13 protein-coding genes and 2 pseudogenes are annotated in these 19,763 nt (G+C 52.7%); 1 reads left to right on the top strand and 14 read right to left on the bottom strand.

What is annotated here, in order from left to right:
- Window positions 1-123 precede the first annotated feature (123 nt).
- From BLV81_RS07490 to BLV81_RS07460, 7 genes and pseudogenes are all read right to left on the bottom strand, one after another.
- On the bottom strand, window positions 124-1,425 hold the full coding sequence (locus BLV81_RS07490; RefSeq protein ID WP_176992792.1) for a VirK/YbjX family protein: 1,302 nt from the start codon (window positions 1,423-1,425) through the stop codon (window positions 124-126).
- A gap of 379 nt (window positions 1,426-1,804) precedes the next feature.
- The gene (locus BLV81_RS07485; protein ID WP_255365036.1) at window positions 1,805-4,174 is read right to left on the bottom strand and encodes a TonB-dependent siderophore receptor; all 2,370 of its coding nucleotides are present in this window, start codon (window positions 4,172-4,174) and stop codon (window positions 1,805-1,807) included.
- A 309-nt stretch (window positions 4,175-4,483) separates the two neighbouring features.
- On the bottom strand, window positions 4,484-5,431 hold the full coding sequence (locus BLV81_RS07480; RefSeq protein ID WP_092354005.1) for a FecR family protein: 948 nt from the start codon (window positions 5,429-5,431) through the stop codon (window positions 4,484-4,486).
- Between the two features lie 9 nt (window positions 5,432-5,440).
- Entirely contained in the window at window positions 5,441-5,962 is a 522-nt protein-coding gene (locus BLV81_RS07475) for a sigma-70 family RNA polymerase sigma factor (RefSeq protein ID WP_092354003.1), read from the bottom strand.
- Between the two features lie 299 nt (window positions 5,963-6,261).
- A pseudogene (locus BLV81_RS23565) lies at window positions 6,262-6,516 on the bottom strand (transposase); the annotation flags it as partial.
- A 202-nt stretch (window positions 6,517-6,718) separates the two neighbouring features.
- Entirely contained in the window at window positions 6,719-8,071 is a 1,353-nt protein-coding gene (locus BLV81_RS07465) for a glycoside hydrolase family protein (protein WP_143036311.1), read from the bottom strand.
- Window positions 8,072-8,199: 128 nt separating this feature from the next.
- Entirely contained in the window at window positions 8,200-9,567 is a 1,368-nt protein-coding gene (locus tag BLV81_RS07460; RefSeq protein ID WP_143036310.1) for a hypothetical protein, read from the bottom strand.
- Between the two features lie 145 nt (window positions 9,568-9,712).
- Here BLV81_RS07460 and BLV81_RS07455 point away from each other — a divergent pair.
- A pseudogene (locus BLV81_RS07455) lies at window positions 9,713-10,131 on the top strand (transposase); the annotation flags it as partial.
- A gap of 108 nt (window positions 10,132-10,239) precedes the next feature.
- Here BLV81_RS07455 and BLV81_RS07450 read toward each other — a convergent pair.
- The 7 genes from BLV81_RS07450 to murJ form a co-directional block, all read right to left on the bottom strand.
- Window positions 10,240-11,403 carry a glycosyltransferase family 4 protein gene (locus BLV81_RS07450; protein WP_092353995.1) on the bottom strand — a complete coding sequence of 388 codons (1,164 nt, stop codon included), beginning with the start codon at window positions 11,401-11,403 and terminating at the stop codon, window positions 10,240-10,242.
- Window positions 11,403-13,367 (bottom strand): asparagine synthase (glutamine-hydrolyzing), encoded by a 1,965-nt coding sequence (gene asnB, locus BLV81_RS07445; protein ID WP_092354380.1) that lies wholly within the window; start codon window positions 13,365-13,367, stop codon window positions 11,403-11,405. Before asnB ends, BLV81_RS07450 begins: the two co-directional genes overlap by 1 nt.
- Window positions 13,367-14,506, bottom strand: coding sequence for a glycosyltransferase family 4 protein (locus tag BLV81_RS07440; RefSeq protein ID WP_092353993.1), 1,140 nt, complete (start codon window positions 14,504-14,506; stop codon window positions 13,367-13,369). The genes asnB and BLV81_RS07440 overlap by 1 nt, the downstream gene beginning before the upstream one ends.
- A complete protein-coding gene (locus tag BLV81_RS07435; protein ID WP_092353991.1) occupies window positions 14,503-15,609 on the bottom strand; it encodes a glycosyltransferase family 4 protein in 1,107 nt (368 codons plus the stop codon). Before BLV81_RS07435 ends, BLV81_RS07440 begins: the two co-directional genes overlap by 4 nt.
- Window positions 15,610-15,901: 292 nt before the next feature.
- Complete coding sequence (locus tag BLV81_RS07430) at window positions 15,902-17,101, bottom strand: O-antigen ligase family protein (RefSeq protein ID WP_176992791.1); 1,200 nt, start codon at window positions 17,099-17,101, stop codon at window positions 15,902-15,904.
- An 89-nt stretch (window positions 17,102-17,190) separates the two neighbouring features.
- A complete protein-coding gene (locus BLV81_RS07425) occupies window positions 17,191-18,306 on the bottom strand; it encodes a glycosyltransferase family 4 protein (RefSeq protein ID WP_092353987.1) in 1,116 nt (371 codons plus the stop codon).
- On the bottom strand, window positions 18,306-19,652 hold the full coding sequence (murJ, locus tag BLV81_RS07420; protein ID WP_143036309.1) for a murein biosynthesis integral membrane protein MurJ: 1,347 nt from the start codon (window positions 19,650-19,652) through the stop codon (window positions 18,306-18,308). The genes BLV81_RS07425 and murJ overlap by 1 nt, the downstream gene beginning before the upstream one ends.
- Window positions 19,653-19,763 lie beyond the last annotated feature (111 nt).

Genomic DNA, 19,763 nt, shown 5'->3' with positions numbered 1-19,763 from the left:
ATGTCCACCAACGCTGTCTTGCCACTACACACCGCATTACATGACGAAATCGGCACAGTGCTGGTGACGTCACTCTAAGCAACCCAAAGTACCCTGGCAGAAAAAATTCCCGTTGGTGAAAAGTCAAATTCGGCTGCTGGCAAAACCAATCAGCGCCGCTTGAATTGCACGGTCCGTCAGATCAATACGCTTTCTCGTCTCCGAGCGCTTGTGCGAAGGGACATCTTGCAGATTGGGCATGGGGATGTGGTCGCAAGAGAGCAAATAATCACCGTCCGGACCACGCACTGCGCCTATTTCCAGCCAAAAATCATCGTAGTCGGCAAGGACCTTACCTGTGCGCACCTGATGGAACAGAACACGATTCTTATTCCCCACCAGAATCATTTTCTTGCATCCATAAGCATGCCCGATTTCCCTTACCAAGCGGATCATCAGGGCTTTTGGCCGCAAGCCAAACATGTCGCGGGTGGCGTTACGTACTCGTTCTTGTGCGTCGTTGCCGCGTGGCCCTTGCAGGCAGCCGATGCCTACACACCAGATCGACTCGCTCTCATAAAAAGTAAAGGCTATGGAGAACAGGCGTTGTTGATCGCAGTACAGGTCCAATGCCAGTTCCCCCTCCCGGTCGAGGGTGGCAATTGCCGATAACCTGATTTCGTAGCTGGCCCCGGATTTTCCGTTAAAGCCACCCAGCAATACCGGTGATTGTGTTGCGTCCAAGATCAGAGTAGCAAGACCTCGCTGGAGAATGAAGTCGTAATGACTCACCAGGATATTGAACCGGTCCTGGCTGCGCAAGCGCAGTGACTGATAGGGACGGTAGATTTTCTGCAACAACCTGGGAGTGGCTTTGGCCAGCTCGGCGCGCATTGGCGTTGAGTTCCAATAGGCAAGCCAGCGCCGCGTCTGATGATAGTGAATAACACCTCTGACGCTTAGTTTGATTTGTTTTGCGACAAAAGAGAGGCCGGGCCGTGCATGCGCCAGGCAGGTGTGCAAATCGACGGGGATGGCCTTGCTGGCGTGGCGGCTGCTGTGCAAACCAGACGGCAAACGGGCAAACATGGCGAATCTTGGCGATAACGCCAGAATTTTCGGAGGAGCGTTGTCGAACCGGATCATTCGACGGAAGCGCGTGACTATGTTGCCACTTCCACCGCCAGCGGCCGATGCAGATTTGGCGCGGGCGGATTGATGCTGGCGAAGGAATGCCCAATTAAACAGGCCATGGCGTTCAGCAGTCGTTGCCGTTAGTGCATATGCCTGGCGCAAAGCGCGCGCAAGGCTATGGAACATCAAATGAAAAACCAGAGCGAATGTGGATAGTACATAACATGCCCACAATGACTCTACGTTTGCCAGAAGCAAAGGTAATAGCGCCATGTGAGGCAGCACCGGCCCGTGACCATATTTGTATCGCATCGTCATCTCAGAACAAAAAGAAATTTATCGGATCTTTATGTTCTGTATGTGCAACGAGATGAAGAAAGTGACGGTCTGTTACAAATTATTTTTTCATTCTGCGACTAGGGCCTGTTAACAATTGATTTGGGAGTGCGAACGCGCGGCAGGCGTTGCGTGCCTAGGCGCAGCGACGCGACGTAGCGGTGCTACGGCAAGGAGCTGCAACAACGGCATGCGACGCCTGCAGCCGTTCCCGGAGGGTTCAAACCAAAACGTGCGCTGGCGGCGTTGCATGGCTTGCCAGCACACGTTTTGGCTTGAACGCATCTCCCAAATCAATTGTTAACAGGCCCTACGGTGACGGCATTTTCCGATCTATGGGAAATATCTGCCTCGCTCAGAACTCGAAAGTGTTGGTCAGCAGCAGCGTGCGGGCTGGTTCGACGCCCACCGTAGATGTGGCAAAGTCGCTATAGAGACGACGATTGAAGAGGTTTTTAATGCCAAGTGTCGTGGTCCAGTATCGTGATTTATGGTAGACGCTGGCATCGGTGCGCACCTGGCCCGCTATGCGGCCGGGCGCATCGGTGTCCGGCAGCGCCATATACCCGCTGCGCATCGTCAGGCCAAGACCTGCCCCCCAGCCGTGCCAGGCTTCTGACTGCAAATCATAGGTGGTCCACAGGCTGGCGCGGTGTCGCGGAAATTGCGAAATTTGGGGATCCTGGCCTGGCGGTTTGGCGTACTGAAAGGCGATATAGCTATAACTCGCCGTCAAATTCCAGCCGGCCATCAGCCGTCCCGCTATGTTCAATTCAATTCCACGGCTAACGGTGGAAGGAAGCAGCACGTAATCGGCATAAGCCGACGCGATAGTCGGCACACTTATAGCTTGCAGAACGTTTGTATGTGTCGCCCGAAAAACTGCAGCGGAGAATGTCACTCGATTATTTAGCAGATTGAGTTTGAGACCTATTTCAGCCGACTTGCCGGTGGTCGGAGGAGCGACAATGACACCTGGGGGACCGCCATTCAGGGTGGAATCAAGAATTGTGTTACCCGGCGTGAAGCTGCGGAAGGTATTTGCGTACAGTGCAGCATTCTCGCTGAGCCGATAGGCGATGCCAACGTTATAGACGGGCACGTTCTTGGGCGGTGACGTATCGTGTACCTTGCCGTCGCTATCAATATCGGAGGAAAAATTATTTCGTTCCTGCTCATAACCTGCGTTGGCCAACATATGCCAGCGGCCCCAGGTCAGCTGGTCCTGCAAGAAAAAATTGGTGGTGTAGAAAGTGTCATCGCTGGTGATGAGGTTTTTCGGGCCAGTGACAGGTGGCAGATGCAAATCGGACAGAGGCCAGGGAACGATGACGCTGTCCGGCGAGCTCGCATCGCTGTATGCGCCCAGTCGTGTCTGGCCATAACTCATGCCGATCAACATCGTATGTTGCAACGGTCCGGTTTGAAATTTTCCACGCACACTGTTTTCTATGTTTCGACTGTAGCTAGTGATGGTGGACTGATCAAGGAAACAAACCCCGGTGCTTGAGCCCATTGCGGATTGGACGCAATTATCGTAACCCGCCGCGTCATAGCGCAGTTTGGTGTATTGCGCCTTGCTGAGGAACGCCCAGCCTTGCCATAAGCGTTGTTCAAGATCGTAGAAAAATTCCGTTTTTGCGGAATAGCTGTGGTCGTCAGGCCTTCCCCAAGGGCCTGTGTGCAGATCTGGTCCAGGTCCCTGCGCGGTCAGTTGCGCGCTCTGGTAGCCGCCAAACGGGGAGTGAGTGAGCTGATGGCTTGCGCCCGCCACGATGGAAGTACCGTCATGCCGGTAGCCTACAGATGGCGCAAGATAGAGTTCGCGTGCGCCATCATAGCCGTCGAATGTACGCGCATCGCCTGTGGCGGAGACAACTGTACGATAAGTCCAGGTTCGATCTGTCGACAGGCTGCCAGCCAGATCGAGTGCCGCACGCCGGTGGCCATAATTGCCGATCTCTAGCGTCGCCTCCCTGATCACATTTGCCTGCGGCCGCTTGGTGAGGATGTTGACGGCGCCGCCTGGCTCCATCGGTCCGCCGGCAATGATGGAGTCGGCTCCCCCAAGCACTTCCACGCGCTCAATCGCCGCCATTGGAATATCCAGCGAGGTGATTGACAGCGATCCTGCTCCTCGGCCATTGGTCACATTGGTCAGTGAGACCAGGTCCGCCACCCCATTCTTGATGACGGGCGCGACAAAACCTCTGACGTAGATGGTAGCGGCCTGGTCAACGCCGCTGCCGCGCGCGAACGTGACTGCACTGACATTGCGCAAGGCATCTACAACCGATTGCGCCTGCTGGCTCTCCAGCAGATCGGTTGTCACTTCCTGGATCGATTGGGGGATGTCGGCCAGCGGCGTGTCGGTGCGCGTGGCAGATCGGGTGTTGCGCGGGATGAATCCGGTGTCGTGGTAACCGTGGCCGGTCTCGGTAGAATTAGTGATGACAATCGGCGGCAGTATCGACGGTGCAGGTTCGGAGGAGACGCTTGGTGCTGGCAGAATTTCCCGAGCGGCAGGCAACGTCGTTTTGACCGCAGCCCGATGCACCCCAAATGATCCGTCAGGATTGGCAACGGCTTCCAGGCCGGTTCTCTGCATGGCCTCCCGCAGCGCGTCGTTGATGGTGAAACTTCCGTTGACCCCGGCAGATTTCAACGATCCTACCAACGCCGGATCAAACAGGATAATGCCTCTGACGGACTTGGCAATCGCCACCAGCACCTGCTCCAGCTGGCCGGCCGGAATATTGAAGCTGGATTTGGCGGACGGAGCCGGTGCAGCGAATGCGTGATTCGCCCAAACCGAAGTAGTGGCAACGACCAACAGAGATACGGCAAGGGGAGACATCATGACTCTGGTTGCACAGCGATATTGCATGGTCGTATAAAAGGAAAAGAGTCTGAGCCAAGCCGCTTTCTGCTGCGATCAGCGAGATTTAAAAATTGATGAGCTATCGTCGTTTTCGGCGGCTATGGCAGCGTCATCAAGGGCGAATATTCATGCAATCAACGGTACGGCGGACTGCTATGCCAACGCAGAAATCGTGACACAGTATGGTGTAAAGCGCGCAACCGCAACAGGCAGAGCGGCAGCCAGCGCATTGAGCGCATGATCGGTATCATCCAGTGGAAAAGCGCCACTGATTCTCAGTTGCGCCACCGCAGGATCGACTCGGATCACGCCGCGCCGATAGGGGCGCAAGGCAGCAATCACATCGATCAAAGCTGCGTCATATGCCGTGTAGTAGCCGTCGACCCATGAGTTCTCGCTGCCGCGATTGATCTGAACCTGGGCAACTGTGTCGCGATTGAACCAAGTATGCTGACCTGGTTGCAGCTGCCTGCTCTGCCCATTCCGCGTCGTTAAGTTGGCAAGCGATTGCAGAGATACGACTTCCGTGCGTTCCGCTACAGAACGGAGCAATAGCGTGCCGCTCAGAGTGCTGGCGCTACCCTGCGCTGTTTCGATCAGGAACGGACGCCGCGCTAGCGGCGCGACCTGGACCTGCAATTCGCCGGCCGCCAGCCGGATCAGGCGACGACTCTGGTCTATCCACCGGTCGGCGGAACTGCGTGCGTTTAATGTCACGATGCTGCCGTCCGTCAGTGTATAGGTTTGACGCTCGCCGGTGCCGGTGCGAAGGTCGGCGTTCATGTCCAGGATCGGCGTGACCTGATTGACAAGCACCCCAGCGCCGACGCTCAGGCCAGCCAGGGCAGCGATCCGCCGTAACGTTTTGCGGCGATCTTTCTGTTGTTGTAATGTGGCGCGCAATACCGTCGTTGTCGCCCCCAGTTGACGCGGCACATCAAATTGACGAACCGACTGTGTCAGGTTGGCGTAGGCGATTTCATGGCGTGGCTCAGCAGCACACCACCGCTCGAAAGCGGCGCGATCAGCCTTGGTGACGTCAGGAAGCTCCAGGCGCAGCATCCATTCAATCGCTTGTTCGACGATCTTTTCTTCGGTCATAGTCAAAACTCAAGTCAGAGGCGTAAAGGCGCAGGCCTTGTAGCACTGCAGGAGCCCCTTCGCGACGTATCTTCTGGCGACACTCGCCGATATCCCCAACTGCAGCGCAATTTCCGGATAGCTCAGGTCGTCGAGTTTATACAGCAAAAACGCGGCACATTCGCGCGAAGACAGCCCGGCCAACGCGCGGTCCATGGCACGCAACGCCTCGAGCAACAGCATTTGATCCTCCGGCGAACTTGCATATTGCTCGCCGCTGGTATGCGCCAGCGCTTGCAGACAGGCTTGTTCAAGGTCACGCCGGCGCCATATTTCATAGACTATGCGCTGTGAAATGGTGGTCAATAGCGCTTTAGGTTCACGAATATGTTGCGCAAGCGGAGCCGCCAGCAACTGTGCGAAGGTTTCGGCAGCGACATCATCGGCAGCAAATGCATCGCCGACACTACGCCGAAGACGTGCTCGCAGCCAGCCATGATGCTCAACAAAGATGGCCTCGATATTATTAGCGGCAATTGATGAAATGGTCACAATGTCATTCCCGTCATATTTTAAACTGCCAGCCCGATATCTGGGATGGGGTACAAACCAGCAAAAACAGTTGCCACACAGAGTAGCCAGCGGCCACGCCGATCCCAGAGTAGTTACAGCTTCACGCGACTGCGCAATCCAAGTTGAGACGATTGGCAGTACGAATTTCCTTCCGATGCCATGCTTGCCTATTAGTCAACTATCGTGATTTGGGTCAAGCGACGCTGCAAGCGCGCTATATTCTACCCTCACCCCCGCCTATTGCGACCAGTATCTTGCTGTGGAAGACGCAGAATACCTTCGCATTCCAGCCTGCGGCTGGAATGCACATGATTGAGATAGCCAGGGATGTAAAGCTTGAGAAGCATGGCCGGGTGATAGCCGGGCCGGCCCGTTGCAGCAGCTTGTATTCTTTCAAAACCCGGTTCGACCAGATTGAATCCGTCCACGAAGACATCAATAACGCGCACCGGATTATCTTCGCCAATGAAGTCCTCAAGGCGCTCCAGCAGCAAGGTCACCTGCCCCGAGGAAAATATACATGCGGTAGCGATGGCCGCAGCAACGAGCGTCCGGTCTATCGATCATCGATTCAGCAGCTGCAGCGTTGAGCCAGTGAGCAAGATCAGGAAAAACAAGCTGCATGAAAACCGCCGAATGAAACCCCAATTCCAAGGGAACCTCATTTCCGCCTTTTGCACAGCAGTGACGATCAGATTAATCGGAGAGCGTCAACTCCGAAAGCATGGCGACATTTTATTCTCGTTTTTTGAACGTCATTGACTCTAGGATTGCGTCCGATGTTGAATCAACAAAGACAGAATTTTGCAGGACATGATCGGAATTCAAAACAAATTTGCTGACGGTGACGCCCATCGATTTTTTGACCGCAATAACTGGAAATTTGAACTGAGCGCGATTTCCAGCCAGAGAAGAAACTCGGCCAAACGAGATCCGGTTCGAGTCATTAACGCTTATTTCACCCTGACCACTTTTAGCTCTTTGTCCATTCCCCGTCCCCTCATACTTGTTAACAATCGCATCTGAAGTAAGATTGAACACTGCGCCTTCTTCAGCATTATTGTAGGCGGAGAGAGTAGTTGCTTTAATATCCTGCCCTCCCTCTATCCAGAAACCCGCTGCATTATTACTTCTCGATGTTATTTGCTGAAGTTTCAATCCGCGTATCTTTTGGTCCTTGCCGCCTCCAGTCATCAGGCCGCGCTTTCCATTGAATTCGGAAAGAATGTTGCATAAGAGGCCTTCGCTCGCCAAACCTCCTTTATCCGGCTCAATGCCAATTCCTGACTCTGGCAACGTACCATTGGCATGATGCACGTAGACATTGCAAATTCGGTACCCTCTGGCATTGACTACACTAATATTGTTACGACGGTTGTACGCTGCCTCTACGCCATCGATCTCGACGTTGTCAGCAAAGGTCGAGGGATCGCCTGAAAGGGCCGCCCCGAGATAAATACCATCTCCCCAGCATTTGCTTGCCTTTGTTCCTTTAATAGATACGTTAGCGCCACCCCTGACAGCAATGCACATTCCCCATTCGCCGTCTTTGCCAAGATGAGAATCACGATCGCCAATTATCGTTCCCCCTATCACGCCACTCGGTGCATTTCTATCTTTGAATAGAATGATGTTATACCCACTCCGGTCATTCTCGATTAACCGAAGGACCGTTCCCCTCATATCCAGGAATATTCCAGATGGCACAGTAATTGCGTTTCCAGACGCATCCAAAGCAACCCAGATTTCGCCCTTCGGCAAACGCACCACCCCTCCGCCAGCCGTCTTCGCGGCTTGCATGGCGCGCCCAATGGCCGGAGCGTAATCGACTTTTCCAGCTGCAACGGCGCCGAACAGGCGGGTCTCGAAGATCCGCATCGACGCAGGCGGAGCGACAACGGCATTGCGCAGTATCTCATCACCGGTAATCCCATCTTTTTGAGCCATTGCAATCTGCGGAAAACAAGGACTAATCAGAACACAGAAAAACAGTGATTTTGATGAGGAAACAAGCCGCCATGCCTTCATTTTTTGTAACATGATGCATGCCTTTTCAATTGCGATGTCATGTTCATATTCCGCGGTCATGAACGGTCCATCGCACATCATTTCATTCGGTTCGACGTGCAGGTACGTCGAGTTAAAAATCTGTGTCGCACTACAATCCGTTCTAAATCTTCTTCTCGCATTAGCAATGCGAACGGTCAGGTTCCCTGTTAAACATGCATATCAGTTTCTGCTTCCGAATCTCGAACCGGCGTAGCATTGACTGGAATGCCTAATCCGAAATACTTTAACACCACCTTATATAATTCTTTGACGTGGAGTCCATCTTTCGCAGCGTAATCCGCTACTCTTCCCTTGTAATAGACGAATCCCTTGCCGTCATGCATACCGTTTTTTATGGCGACGAAAACAACATGCGGCTTTAGGTCGAAGCGTCTATCGCCATTTTTAACGAACAATTCGCTCTCAATTTCTGCGGCGTATGTAAGAGTCACGAAAAGGCTTGAGCCGCGATTATCGATTACGCCAAAAATCGCTTTTCCGTCGGCCTCACAAATTATTGCTTCCAATTGCTGGGCTCCATATCTAGCCGCCTCGGCGGAATCGAATTCAATCATGAAATCCCGCGTCATGCGTGGATGAACCGCGCGACAGTTCACGCCAATATGCGCCATGAAGGCGACATGATCCCGCAAGCGCCAGTAATACTTCACTCTGTCATACGGTTTCTGCGTAAGGCCGGTGGCGATAATCAGGTCCGCATCTTTCATCGCCATGTAGTCGCCCAGGATACGGTCATAAACCTCCAGCATTTCTTCGAAGGGATCCTGATCCGCATGGACATACCAGCTGGGGTTTCGGAGATTGCCCTTGACAGCGTCACGCGCGTTAAAGAGATAATGGTGCTGGATGAAAGCGCCTGCGTTTAAGAAAATTGTTGAGAAATTAGGTCGTTTTCCAAGAAACATCCGCAGATGAAGGTCGTGAAGGAATAGATCCAGGAATAACGCTTTGCGCCAGGGCCTGCCGTGACTGAACAGAGCGAGACGAAAATAATAGGAATAGTTGCGAGGCCGGGCAAACCGAATTAAACCTCCAAGAAGAGCCAATATGCTCTTGGCGCTCAATCGCACGCTTGAATTATCGTTGACGGCTTGCGATACAGCGTCACCTATGGCTGTGCTCCAAAAAGATCCATCGGATGGCGTGGCAGTCCAAGGGTCGGGAATGAAATACGCGGGCGATTGCAAGCGGTTTTCGGCGTTCATCGCAGATATAACGCCGACCGTATATCCAGCTGCCTCAACCACTTCAAACAACTGCGGAATTCCGCAGCCGACGATATCTCCCAAGCGAACGATGCGATGGTCCGCAGCGACTTTGCCGGTATGGACGGACACCCATTGTATCCAGGGCTCCAATTTTTCGTAGTCCATTTCTGAACTGGTGCGCCGGAAGCCTTTAATCACACGCTGTAGATGAATGAGGGGCTTGCGTTCGGCGTAGACTCGAGCAAATTCAAGATTCACTTCGTTCAGCTCCACCAGGATCAGTCGCTTATTGTTTAAGATTTTCACTACATCCTCCATCGATTAAAAAGAATGAATTACTGCGGAACTCACACTCGGACGGAAAGTCCATCGAAGGTTTGGCAATCCCCTCACAAAAAAAACATCAGTTGAAAGTAGAATTTTCTTAAATGCGATTTTGAGGAAGTTCTATATGAAGACATCACGCCTTACCGAAAGTCAGATCATCAACATCTTGAAGCAGGCCGAGACCGGCACGCCGGTGCCGGAGCTCTGCCGCGAACACGGGATGAGTTCGGCCTCGTTCTACAAGTGGCGTAGCAAATACGGCGGCATGGACGCATCGATGATGACGCGGATGAAGGAGTTGGAGGACGAGAACCGTCGACTCAAGAAGATGTACGCCGGAGAGAAGCTGAAGGCCGAGATCATTTCGGAGGCGATGCAAAAAAAATGGTGAAGCCATCTCACCGACGTGAGATGGCACAAGCGGCAGTCCAAGCGCATGGCATCAGCGTCAGCAGCGCATGTGCGACTTTCGCGATCAGCCAGACCTGTTATCACTACAAGGCAAAGCTATCGGAAGATAACGAGCGTGTCGCGGACTGGTTGAATCCGTCCGCTCTAAAAATGGGGGGATTACCGTTTCATCTTCGCTTAGCTCAAGCCGATGCAGAAGGAGGTTATCGCTGACAGCGCCCGATTATTTTTGACTGCCCCCTATCGGACTGCGGCGCCTGCCAACAGCTTGTCATAGGTATTCAGCGTGGTTTCCAGCACGGCATCTATATCGAAGCGCGCAACGGCTAAGGCGCGTCCTGCTGTACCGTAACGATGACAGCGGTCCGGTTCGGCAATTAATTTGGACAGTGCGGATGCCAATGCGGCGGCTTCACGAGCGGGAACCAGATCTCCCGTTTCTCCGGGAATGACGGCTTCCCGGCAGCCAGTCACATCCGAAGTCACCACCGCGCATCCCGCTGCGGCTGCTTCCAACAGACACTTAGGCATGCCTTCACGATATGACGGCAAGCACACAATGTCTGCTTGAGCATAAACAGCCGGCATGTCCTTCCGATGCCCCCACCACTCGACAAATCCAGAATCGGTCCATGCCTTGATCTGAGCCTCGGAGATCGACGACGGATTCGCATAATCCGCGGTTCCAACCAAAGCAAATCGCCAATCGCTCCCCTTCTCCTTGATCATCTTCGCTGCCGTCACGAATTCTTCAACTCCCTTGTCGCGTAACAGTCTGGCGGGTAGCACAATGAGACGTTGCGAATCGTTGGTTCGAGCAGTTGAGTATTCGGAAAGATAGACTCCTGACCCCGGGATAAGTATCACGTCGCTTGGACGCGCCGTGCCGGATTGCAGCAACGCCTGTTTGTCGTCCTGATTCTGAACAATAATCGTCATGTTGGGATGCCTGCACACCCAGGCTAGCAACGCGCTGTACAAACGCTTCAGCATGCCCTTAAGTCCGTCTGTATGACCAGTAAACAGAAAGCCCATGCCAGAGATAGCAACCACAAGACACGGCACCTGCAAGAGACGGCTGGCTAAACCGCCATACAGCCCCCCCTTAGGAGAAGCTGTATGAACAATCGATGGTTTCATTCGCGCTACGTGCCACAGCAACTGAAGCATGCCGATTAACTCCCATATGGGATTTAATCCAACCGTACGAAAGCTTAAGCGCGTATAGGGCACGCCCAGACGATTGAGTTCTGCCTCAGCCAAAGGCTCCATAATGTCGCTGCCAGGCTGGCCAATCAGCAGATGCACGTCCCATCCGGCCTTGCGAGCTGCTATCGCCAAAGGTAATCGATGAGATACAAAAAAGGCCGCATGGTTGATAACGAAAACAATTTTTTTCTTCATTATTGTTTTTCCAGCCAAGCCTGAAACATCAACACATCCCACAGCTGATATTGCCAATTGCGCTCACCAGAGAGATGCTCTTTCCATTTCGACCTTATCTGCGGCGGATGGAAAAAACCTTCATTTCGCAATCGTGCTTCATCCAGCAAGGACTCTGCCCAATCCCGCAATGGCCCGCGCAGCCAAGCGCCGATAGGAACGCCAAATCCCATCTTGGGCCGCTCAATCAGGGCTTTTGGCACATGCCGGTACAACACCTGGCGCAGCGCCCACTTGGTCTGTCCGTCACGCAATTTCATCGACTGCGGCAAGCTCCATGCGAGCTCTACTACCCGGTGGTCCAGAAATGGCACGCGCGTTTCCAAAGAAACGCCCATTGCCGCCCGATCCACCTTGGTCAAGATATCGTCAGGCAGGTAGGTGAGCATATCTAGCGCCATCATGCGTTGGATATCATCCAGCCCGGCAAGATGCGGTGTCTCGCCAGCCAATAGGGTAGATGGTTCGTATCCGCAGATCACTACCGATGCTGGGTCATGCCAATGCGAAACCAGATTCAGGTACAGTGCATCCAACGACTTGCTTGCCAATGCACCCGCACCCCTGTGCACCTTGTCACCCATATTGGCGAACGGTAAAGAGCGCGGTAACAGGCCGTTGACAACGCCCGCCATCCTGTTCCATGACTGTGGCGAAATGCTCGTCAGCACCTTGGCTGCCATTCTGCGCAATGCCATAGGCGCAGAGGCCACCTTGTTCCAATGACTTGCCGTCAGATGATATCGGTTGTACCCACAAAATAGCTCATCGCCCGCATCGCCAGAGAGCGACACCGTTACATGCTGCTTGGCGAGTTGCGACACCAAAAAAGTGGGAATCTGGGAGGAATCGGAAAATGGCTCGTCATACAGTGTCGGCAAGCGCGGGATCACGGCCATGGCCTGTTCGGCGGTGACATACAGCTCCGTATGTTCAGTGCCCAAATGCTTGGCCACGGCCTTGGCATGTACTGCCTCGTTATATTCATCTTCATGAAATCCGATCGTGAATGTTTTCACGGGACGCGAAGACTGCATCTGCATCAACGCCACCACGGTAGAGGAATCCACCCCGCCGGACAGGAACGCCCCGAGCGGAACGTCCGCTACCATCTGCTGGCGTACCGCATCCCTGAGCAAATCCTCAAGCATATCGACTGCCTGGTCAGCACTTCCGGTAAAGGGGTTGGCCACGCCAGATTCTGCCATTTGCACGCCAGACCAATACGACCACACTTTCGGCTCTGGCTGCTGCAGCGATACGACAAGAAGGCTGCCTGACGGTAACTTGGCAATACCATCGTAAATGGAATACGGTGCAGGAATATAGTTATGCCGTAGCTGCAGGCTCAGCGCCCCTCTATTGATCGTGTTTTCAAAAGCAGGATGGACACGCAACGCCTTCAGTTCAGAACCAAACAAAAATACTGCGTCATTGCCCCTCCCCTGCCAACCGTAATAGAGTGGTTTCTCGCCAATGCGATCTCGCCCGAGCAACAGCCTTCCGGCTTGCATGTCCCATACCGCAAAAGCAAACATGCCGATCGCACGCACCACCGTACCCTGGATGCCCCACGCATCGAAACCGGCAAGCAGTGTTTCTGTATCCGAATGGCCGCGCCATGTCGGCGCCTGTCCAGCAATCTCCAATGCCTGACGCAATAATAGGTGATTATAAATTTCGCCATTAAAGACGATCGCATACCGGTTGCTGGCGGACTGCATTGGCTGATGTCCGGCCGAGGAAGGGTCGATAATCGATAACCGGCGATGACCCAGCCCGATCCGACGATCCGTATCAGACCAATAACCCGCGTCATCAGGCCCTCTACTGACAATCGTTCCTGCCATGCGCTTGAGCATGGCTTCATCGCCCGCCTGGCCATGCGCGGCAGCACCGCCAAAAAAACCCACAAATCCACACATCATCGCTCCCCTTTTCCTGCTACACGTTGATAGATATCCTCAAAGCGCGTTCTAGCGAGCTCAATGGTGAACTTTGCATGAATCCGTTCGCGGGCTTCCTGCCCCAACCGCCGGCGCGAATCGGGTCCCATCGCCAGCAGGCGCCCCAGTCCGCGAGCAAGGCGTATCGGATCTTCTTTCGGTACGACTATCCCGGTGTCCGCTATGAGCATGGCTGAATCACCGACATCGGTCACCACGCACGGTACGCCCATCGCCATAGCTTCGCCCACCACATTAGGAAAACCTTCGGTACGAGAAGAGAGACAGAAGATATCCATGGCCGCCAGGCATACCGGCACGTCGGCTCGTTCGGCTAACAACACAAAGCGATCGGCATGACCTGTTTGCGCAATTTCGCATGCGAGCTCCGCATTGCTCGCATCCAAACCGCGGCCAACCATTAAAAAGCGCGCATGTGGGTATTGCTGCGCCACCAGGCCCGCCGCGCGCACAAAATTTTTGTGATCCTTGGCTGGATTGAACCATCCTATGACGCCGATCACGATCTCAGTTGCAGCGATTCGATACCGTGCCCGCAACATGGCGCTCTGGCCCGCCGTCGCCACCAAACGTGATAGATCAAAGCCATTCGGCACTATCACCATGCGCGTCGCATCGTAACCCACTGCCACATGTGCTCGGCGCGAAGCGTCGGCTGCGCACACGATGGTGTGCGGCACCCATCGGGATAAGCAAGCACACGCCAGCCTTACCATTGTCGTGGCGCGTGTCCCGGCGGCTTGCACATCCGTGGTGCGTATGCCCCAGATGACATTCCTGTTGCCCGCAATACGTGCAGCCAAACCACCCAACAGATCGGCATGATACATCCAGGTCTGAACGAGCACGGGGTCCGACCCGCGTATCAAGCGTACGAGCTGCCACAGCACACGCGGGATATCCAGAACGGAATGCATATACAGTGCTTGCACTTCAACGCCGAGACTTTGAAGTTGTTGCCCGACCTTGCCGATGTCGGTGAGCGAAATGACCGTATGTCGATATGCGGTATCACCTTGATGCGATTCGATCAGGCGTTTGAGCATGAACTCTGCGCCGCCGACGTTGAGGCCGACAATGACGTGAACGATGTTCAAGCGATCGCTCCAATCTCTTTAAATAGTTCATCCCATTTATTAAGAACTGTCGCCAGGCTAAATCGTCTTACGACCGACTCTCTGGCTCGGCTACCCAATGCAATCCTCAACGGCGCATCGCCCATCACTGTCGCAAGTGCTGCGGTCAAACCTTGCAGATCATTTAATGTCACAAGCATCGCGTCTTCGCCGTTACAAGTAATTTCATTGGGGCCGCTCGGGCAATCAAAGACCACGCAGGGCAAGCCCAACGCCATGGCCTCAAGCAGAACATTTGGAAACCCTTCCAGCCGTGATGTCATGACAAAAACATCTGACCGAGCCATTTCCTCCCAAAGCGTTTTTCTGACGCCGGCAAGCGTCACTCTTCCTGTCATGCCGAGAGTTTGAATCTGGCGCTCCAATTGCTGGTGCAATTGCCCTTCGCCATAAATGACAAGATCCCATTTATGCCATTGCGGAGCCAGCGTCGAAAATACAGCTATCAGCAAATCGAACTGTTTGTCTTCAGTCAAGCGGCCTGCGGCTACAAGGCGTCGTCGTTCACGTGGCGGTAATGAAAGCGGATGCTTTTGCAGTTCCTCTGGTATGGGATTGGGGACAACTCGCAATTGCTTCAATCGTGGAAAAGCTGAGTGCATTCGCGTTGCAACCGCCTGCGTCTGAACGCTAAGCATGCGAGCGTGGTGGTATGCGAAGTACGTCGACAATTGCAAAAATATGGTTTTTTTGCTGACAAGCGGATCGGTTCTCTCGCAAATTATGACGGGTATCCGTAACCCCAACGAGGCAATAACAGAAGCCACATTGACATCTGGAAGAAATGACACGACGACATTCGGTCGCTCACTCATCAGCAATCGTCGCAACGCAACTAGCCGTTGAAGACGATTGATAAAAGATCTTCTTGTACTGGCCACAAGGTCAGCAAGAAAGACGATTCTGGCTTTTTCCGATATAGGATAAAAACAGGTTCCTCTGCCTGAGAAAGTAGCGACTAACGTCACCTCATCACCGCGCTCTACCCATGCATTGGTGAGAGTGGCGGCCACACGCTCCGCGCCGCCGGCATGCAAAGAGCTAAGGGCAAACAATATTTTCATAGATTACGGAGTTTGGTTATGGTCGAATTTGAGAAAACAAACGTTCGCAGGCCTTCAGTCCAGCACGCTGAGCTACTGACGCCGGGACTACACCGGACAATTAAAACGAAACGCAATAACGCTTGCCGATCATCGGCAGAAGATTCTGTTGTGGCGAGAATCGGTTCATTCGAATAGCCATCTCGATCAGCGGATATCACCAAGTGAATTGCACATAACCGTCCGATCAAAGACTGAAATCATGCCGATGCAAGGGCCATATCATCACTCTGCAGATGCAACGTGCGGTTGTCTATGCTCGCCTCCTCTTTCCAGCCATTAGTGCAAATGTGACCAGCCAATACGGCGAGTCGAACATATTGTGCGTAAACATCGACATGAAAATAAACAGGCAAAATATGGCGAACTGAAGACTCTTGTTTTCAAAATATTTTCCCCTCCACAGAATTATTGCCAACGACGCCCAAAGCGCAATACCGAGAACGCCATATTCGGCGGCGAGCATGACCAACTGGTTGTGTGTACCAGCCTTATACAACCAGAAATTGGTTACGCCAGCTCCTGCGCCGGAAACAGGATTTTTTACGAATAGATCCCAGCCCGCCTTCAATACTTTTACCCGTTCTTCGGCGCTATCGTCTTGAAGATTCGGATTGAAAAAGAATTCCAATCGCGTTTGAATATTAGTGATGGATTCGCCTGAATTTTCACGACTGCTCAAATAATTCTCAAAAGTGCCATATAGGAGTGGAATAGCAATGAGCAGCGCGAAGGTAAAGACAACGGCTGAGCGGGGAAGGAGGCGTTTAAGTAATAAAAATATCCAGCAAAATATCCACGCAATAATTCCCGAGCGTGTAAATGTCACCATGATTCCAATGCCTGTCAGCATAAGCAGTGGCATCCGATACTGCATCCTCACTACTGTACAGGCCATCAGAAAAACAATCAGCATTGCCTCGGCGGCACTGGTCGGATTGAGGAAAGTTGCAGCGCCTCGACCTAAGACAGATCCCTCGGTGCCAACGGGATATAGTGTTCCGGGAGAAAAAAAATCCAATATGACCGCGCATGAAATAAACGCAACTAGAATTGGAAACAGACGCTCATATGTTTCGGTTCGTGTAACAGATAAAATATAACCAAGAAAAATGGCAATGACGAACACTTGAATACGGGTGCTAACTAAGTCAACCACCCCCATATTGCTATCATTAAAGGGATTTAAAATATGAATGAAATTGAGAAGGATTACTACAAATGCCCAGAGAGGAAAGGGGGAGACTAAATATGTCAGGAAGGTTTTTGGTTTTAACAGCAACACAGGAACTAAAATCGGAATGAGCCCGAAATAGAAATATTTCGGCAATAAGGCTTTGTTTAAGGCGAATGCGTAAACAGGTAAATTCAGATAGATCAAACTCAATGCGACCATTAATGCAACAGCGCTATAGCCAGACCAGAAAGTCTGGTGAGGCTTCTTTAAAGACATTGCGGGCCCGCCTCGCATCTCAAAGGAAGGAACAGACGATTTCATGAGGGGAACTTTATGTTTCATCGAGACTGTCTATTCCCTATTTTTCATTGCATGCATTGAGTAAAAAGCTTTTCCCACATGTAGGCAATTTTTTCTATTGAAAATCGTTCTCGCGCATCCACCGCCTTAGAGGCGAAACGTTCTCTCAAGGAGCTGTCACTCATCATTTTTCCCAACGCCGACATCAACTCCATTGAATTCCCAGGGGGCACCAGAAGTCCGTCAATTCCATGTCGGATAATGTCCCGCGGCCCTGTGTCGCAATCGAAACTCACCGCCGCCAAACCGTGAGAGAGCGCTTCGGCAAGCGTATTTGGAAATCCTTCGAAGCGTGAAGTCATTACATATAGATCTGCCTGCTCGTACCACTCTCCCACATTGCCAATGCGACCGGGAAGGAAAACGCGCTTACCCAGATTTCCAGCCTTCACTTGCGCCTCCAAGCCTTGGCGTTCAGAGCCCTCCCCGAGGATCACCAGGTCCCAATCCACGTGTTCCTGCGCGAGACGCGAAAATACGTCTATCAGCAGTTCGAAATTTTTTTCTTTACTCAGCCGCCCTATCGCCAATAAAAGCCTGCGTTCGGATGAACATATTTCGGATCGCTTTTTTTGGGGGCCGTGTTCAGGAAGTGGCCAACACGCAGGATTTGGAATAACTGAAATTCTACGGGCCGATGAATGTTCGCCGATCCATTGGGCGCACTCTTGGGTAAGCGCCACTACGGCGGCCAATTGACCATACGTGTTACGTCGCAACGCCTCCCAAATAGCTCCCAAGGGCAACTGTGGCGGGAATGTACGTTCTGAACCGATGGCGCACACATTCGACAGCCCCCTTGCAGCCAGTGCCAGAATCACGTTCGCTGTGCTCATCATGGCAAGCGCAACGTCTGGCTGTATCTCTCGGAGCGCACGCCGTAACTCTTTCACACGGCGTATATTGTTCGAAAGGCGAGATAACAAATTACCGCTATCGCAAGTTAAATCGAAAGCGACGCGCTTAATCCCTGGGTGGAGTTTATAAAAATCGGCGTTGGTCGAAGCCAGCGTGACTATGGTAATTTCCCAGCCTCTCGCGGCCCAATAGTTCGCAAGATTGGTGGTAACGCGCTCTGCACCGCCGGATCCAAGGGAATAAATGAAGATGAGTAAACGCATTACGTTATCCCCTTACGGCTCTCGACGAAATTTGTCAGCTTATATAGCGTAAAAAAGGAAGACACGTACATCAATGCTGTCGCGAGAGCGATACCTTTAATGCCCATTATTGGAACTAAGAAATAATTCCCGCATATCTTAATGATGAGATTTACTATCGCGCTCAGCGCAACCAATTTGTGCATTCCTCGACTCACCAAACCTGAAACCAGTATGAGACCTGAGAAATAAAACGGCAGTTGCACCAACGCGTAACGCAATACTTCTGAGACTGCCGCCGAGTCTTTGGCCGTAAAGGCACCTCGTTCAAAAATAAATTTCACGGCATGAGGCGCTAACCACCAGGAAACAGCAAAAGCAATGACACCCACCAGGAACATGAGGTTCGCCCACAGAACCGCAATGCCATGCACCTGTTTGCCGCCCTGCCGATACGCAGCGGAAAATATCGGCAACGTAGCGCGGCTAACAACGGTTCCTCCTAACGTAAGAAGCAAGCCGAGAATCCGGTTTGCGTAACTGAGTGTAGCGATTGCACCGGTGCCGACGTGGACGGCAAAAAACTGGTCAACGATAGCGACCAGACTCATCAACGCCTGTCCGGCAAGCATTATCCCAAAGCCGCGCCAAAATAAAGGCCACTGACTGGATCGCAAGATAAAGCGCGGCAATTCGATTTCCCTTCGATACGCCAAAGCTATCGCAAGACTTATCAAATGAGCGGTAAAGCCAGCGACGGTGGCCCAGACAAGCGATTGAATGCCGCTGCCCGCGGAGACGAGAACGACAATCCCGATGACAAAAGCAGGCACCCCTTCCAGCAAGGTATTGGCATGTTGTCCCGCAGCCAGCATCCACGCAGAAAAAAGGCTAATGATGATACCTAAGGGCAGGAGCAAAATGAGCACAGGAGTAGCATGTACGGCAATTGCTGCAGTGGCCAGGGGCAGCCCGGCCCATTGCGAGCGCAGCACCATGGGGAGTCCCAGAAAAGCCAGAGTCGCCAATACCAGCCCTAATAAAATAGCTACGCTGAACAGTTCTGCGCGAAAACGCTGTAATTCGTCGCTGGCTTCCTGTCGTATTTTCGCAGCCAGGGGCACCAGCACCACGGTCAACGCGCTGAACCACACTCCAACTGGCCAGCTAATGAAGTTAAGAACAAAAAGATAGGCATCCACCTCTGCGCCGACGCCATAGCGATAGGCGACCATCATCTCTTTGGCGGCTCCCATGAGCTTGCCGATGACGACAAAAAAGCTGATCCATGCCATACCCTTGAAGATGGCGTGATGATCTGGATGAGCTGCTTTAATTCGAGCGTCAATGGCGCCAAGAATATTCACGCGTCACCTTCTAACGGCATATGGAGCGCGGGAAGCATTTCCTCATCGTCGCTACACGAAAATCGCTTTCGATGAGAATATGGCCACTTGCGAAGGCGGTTATTTTCTCCA

The sequence above is a fragment of the Collimonas sp. OK242 genome, from assembly GCF_900107095.1.
In the GTDB taxonomy this organism is placed as follows: Bacteria; Pseudomonadota; Gammaproteobacteria; order Burkholderiales; family Burkholderiaceae_D; genus Collimonas.
Note: the sequence above shows the minus strand (reverse complement) of the source record. Positions and strands in the feature narration are given on the sequence as shown.